The 3,755-nt window shown below is 39.7% G+C and carries 4 protein-coding genes and 1 pseudogene; 2 read left to right on the plus strand and 3 right to left on the minus strand.

Annotated elements, in window-relative coordinates; translation table 11 throughout:
• Positions 1-194: 194 nt before the first annotated feature.
• From PX484_RS15655 to PX484_RS15665, 3 genes and pseudogenes are all read right to left on the minus strand, one after another.
• Complete coding sequence (locus tag PX484_RS15655) at positions 195-1,241, minus strand: S66 peptidase family protein (RefSeq protein ID WP_287767299.1); 1,047 nt, start codon at positions 1,239-1,241, stop codon at positions 195-197.
• Positions 1,242-1,433: 192 nt separating this feature from the next.
• Positions 1,434-1,684 (minus strand): annotated as a pseudogene (locus PX484_RS15660) (polyhydroxyalkanoate biosynthesis repressor PhaR).
• Positions 1,685-1,726: 42 nt separating this feature from the next.
• Positions 1,727-2,194 carry a CBS domain-containing protein gene (locus PX484_RS15665; protein WP_043997632.1) on the minus strand — a complete coding sequence of 156 codons (468 nt, stop codon included), beginning with the start codon at positions 2,192-2,194 and terminating at the stop codon, positions 1,727-1,729.
• A gap of 161 nt (positions 2,195-2,355) precedes the next feature.
• On the opposite strand from PX484_RS15665, the gene PX484_RS15670 reads away from it, so the two are divergent.
• Both PX484_RS15670 and nadC read left to right on the plus strand, forming a co-directional pair.
• Positions 2,356-2,922, plus strand: a complete 567-nt coding sequence (locus tag PX484_RS15670) for a Uma2 family endonuclease (RefSeq protein WP_287767298.1) — start codon at positions 2,356-2,358, stop codon at positions 2,920-2,922.
• A 71-nt stretch (positions 2,923-2,993) separates the two neighbouring features.
• Positions 2,994-3,755, plus strand: a 762-nt coding sequence (gene nadC, locus PX484_RS15675; protein WP_288104633.1) for a carboxylating nicotinate-nucleotide diphosphorylase, incomplete at its 3' end; no start/stop codon positions are given.

Consider the following 3,755-nt stretch of genomic DNA (forward strand, 5'->3'; position numbering starts at 1 on the left):
CGATTTTGAGGTAGTCAGTTACCTAATTTTCAGGGAAAAAGTACCTGAATTTTACCCCCGATCCCTCCAATGGTCGGCACTTTTTGAGGTCAAAAAAGTCTAAAAGCCTTATCCAACAAGGTTTTTAGATTTATTCAGCAAGCCCTAAATATTCCTTTATCAGTTAAAAAAGGGAATAGCAACAGTCAGCTATTTTAGGGTTTACTAACCGCCGATTCTAACATAGTAATCGTTCCCTGATTAGCATCAAATTCTACCTCAATACCGATGGGAATAGTTTCAATAATTTCTAAATGTCCGATAGTTAATCCTAAACAAGCGGGAATTTTTAAGGGTTGGATATATTCTCTGATCACTTCTTCTAACGTCAAGGAACCATAGTCACTATCAGCACTACAATTGCTACATTGACCGAAGATAAACCCAGCTAAATTATTGAAAATTCCCGCTAATTTTAATTGATTTAACAGGCGATCAATTTCATAAACATCTTCACCAATATCTTCTAAAAATAGGATAGCTCCGGTAAAATCCGGTAGATAGGGAGAACCCGCGATCGAGGCTAAAGTGGTTAAATTACCGCCGATTAATTTACCTTTGGCTTGACCTTTAGTAATAGTTTGAATGCGATTTTTTACCTGCATTAAACGATTAGCATCGTCGGGATCGGGAAGATTTCTAAAAGTTAACTTTTCCCCAGAAAATAAAACTTGTCGAAAGCTTTCAGTTTGAGCGGTGCGCCAACTAGAAAAGCCATTGGGAGCATGGAAAGTAACTAAACCAGTTTTGGCATAAATAGCCAATAATAAAGAAGTTATATCACTAAAACCACAGATGATTTTAGGATGACGACGAATTAAATCGTAGTCGAGATAAGGTAATAAACGAGCGCTGCCCCAACCGCCGCGAATTGGTAAAATTAGGGCAATATTATCATCAGCAAAAAATTGATTTATATCCGACGCTCGCTCGCCATCTTTACCGGCTAAATAACCATAACGATCTAAAGCGTATTGACCAACTTTTGGGACTAATTTTAAAGCTTTAACTGCTTCGATAACTATATTTAAATCATCTTCTTTAAAAGTTGCCCCCGCCGGACTAATAATACCCACTCCGTCCCCTGGTTGTAGATGTGGCGGTTTAATTAGAGGAAAATTATTACTAATAACTTTTCTAGGAATTAGGGAAAAACTAACAGCAGTTAGGGCAGTAGTAGTGAGAAATTGACGGCGCTTCATCCTGATAGTTGTTAGAGAAATGGCTCTCTTGGATTTGGTGGGTAAAATGTATTCTAAGATACATTGCTCCTAGCAAGGGGGTGGAACGAACCACAAAGACACAAAGGACACAAAGATCGATCTATCATATAGTAAGTTAAACTTATCACACAGAACCTAGAAGAGCCGAGAAATTGCAAGGGAAGCAAGAATTTAGGGATTACTGCTCAGAAAAAAAGTTTTCACAATTACCCCAGATAAGAGGACAATTAATGCCCAAACCTGATATTTTTGGTTTCCTTCTAATGAGTTTAGTCGATTTTCTATTCCCTCAACTTTTCCCGTTAACACCCCTTGTCCTACCTTTAAATCCGTCACATCTTTTTGTAACGAATCGATTTTCCCTCAATCCGCATCAAGATAGTTTCTAGGGAATAAGTAACCGTTTCCTGAGATTGATTCATTTGTTCAATATCTTTTAGTTAATTGTTGCCTTAGAAAAACAATTATGCTTCCGATTTTGCCATATCGCGAATGATATCGCCGCGAGTGATAATACCGATTACTTTGTGGGTTTCTTCCTCAATTACCGGTAAACGACGCACATGACGATCGTACATTAACGAGGCCGCTTCTTTCAAAGGGCGATCGGCCGTGATACTAATAGGTTTATCGGTCATTACCTCCCCCACGGTTTGACCGAGAGCTTTATGGAGTAATTTCTCGTGACGGCTAGGATTTTGTAGATAGATGACGCTATCGAGGAGCATAATGTAAGGAGGAGCTTCTACTCCCGTTTCCTGCCACATAAGGTCAGTTTCGGAGATAACCCCAATCAGTCGCATCTTGTCATCCACCACGGGTAAACCACTAAACCGCTTTTCGGCCAAAATCTTCACTGCTTCCGACAGAGAAGTGTTAGCGGTGACGGTGATGGGATTGGGAGTCATGATATCGGCAATTGTTTTTGTCATCTTAGCTACCTGCGATAATAATGCTTTCTCTCTCCATCTTATCATTAGGGTAATCAGTCACCGCTTAATTATGACTATTCTTCAATCTTCGGGCGAGAAAATGGTATAAGATAAAAAGGAAATGGGATATTAATTTAGTTAGTTGACAAGGAAAAAGAAAAATGATCGCTCAACCTCAATACCCAGAAAGAATGACCCCGGAAGAGTATCTAGAATGGGAAGCTACACAGGAATGTCGCCATGAATATATTGATGGGGAAATTATCGCCATGACTGGGGGTAGTCTGCCTCATAATGATATTACCTTGAATTTTTATACTGCTTTAAGAATTCATCTCCGTCCGCGAGGCTGTCGGGTGAATGTATCTGATGTGAAAGTACAAGCTAATAATAGTCGTTATTTTTATCCCGATTTAGTGATTAGTTGCGATTTTAGGGATAGACAATCTCGTAATTTTATTCAACATCCACAAGTAATTATTGAAGTGCTTTCCCCTAGCACAGGAAACTATGATCGCACTAAAAAGTTACAATATTATCGTCAGATTCCTAGTTTACAAGAATACGTTTTAGTCGATCCTGAATCGATCACTGTTGAGGTTTATCGTCGCGGTGAAGATAAAATTTGGTTTTACTGCGCTTATAGTCAAGGGGAAGAAATTATTCTATCTAGTCTCGATTTTCACTGTGCGATCGAGTTAATCTATGAAGGGATAAGTTTCGATTAAAAAAAGTTTACAAAAAGGTCAAATATTCCTAGACTTAAAATAAATACGTCCCGATTTTTTCGATAAATTCTATGTTACCGCCCCTATTAGTCCTTGATCCCTTGTTAGAAAACTGGTTACGAGAAGATCTCGGTAGAGGCGATCGCACCACCCAAGCAATTTTCTTCGGTCATGCTAAAATTGGTCAAGCTACTTGGATTGCCAAGGAAGCGGGTGTTATTGCTGGTTTACCCGTAGCTGAACGAGTTTTTCAACTGCTTAACCCCACTATTCACTTTACCCCCACCGTTGCCGAAGGAGAATTCTGCCCCAAGTCTAAAGTTATTGCCGAGATAGAAGGTTCCCTCGATGCGCTGTTAATTGGGGAAAGAGTCGCTTTAAATCTTGCTATGCGCTTGAGTGGGATTGCTAGTGCCACTCGTCAGTATGTGGAGAAAATTGCCGATTTATCGACAAGATTGGTCGATACTCGCAAAACTACCCCCGGATTGCGAATTTTAGAAAAATATGCCTCCGGTATCGGTGGCGCTATTAACCATCGTTTGGGGTTAGATGATGCAATTATGATTAAAGATAATCATATTCAAGCAGCCGGCAGCATTGAGGAAGCAGTGCGTCGTGTACGGCAAAATATGCCCTATCCTCTCACAATTGAGGTAGAAACCAGTCAATTAGAAGAAGTGAATCAAGCTCTGCAGCAGCAGGTAGAGATCATTATGTTAGATAATATGGATTTAGAGATGATGCAAACTGCTGTGGAGATGATCCGCAATTTTAATAGTAAAACCAAAATAGAAGCATCGGGAAATATTACCCTCGATCGCATTCGCAAC

This window comes from Microcystis sp. M49636_WE2, from assembly GCF_030065375.1.
Lineage (GTDB): Bacteria > Cyanobacteriota > Cyanobacteriia > Cyanobacteriales > Microcystaceae > Microcystis > Microcystis aeruginosa_C.

Coding starts and splice junctions, on each gene's coding strand:
- PX484_RS15670 (WP_287767298.1), top strand. CDS start 2,356: ATGATCGCTCAACCTCAATACCCAGAAAGAATGACCCCGGAAGAGTAT.
- PX484_RS15665 (WP_043997632.1), bottom strand. CDS start 2,194: ATGACAAAAACAATTGCCGATATCATGACTCCCAATCCCATCACCGTC.
- PX484_RS15655 (WP_287767299.1), bottom strand. CDS start 1,241: ATGAAGCGCCGTCAATTTCTCACTACTACTGCCCTAACTGCTGTTAGT.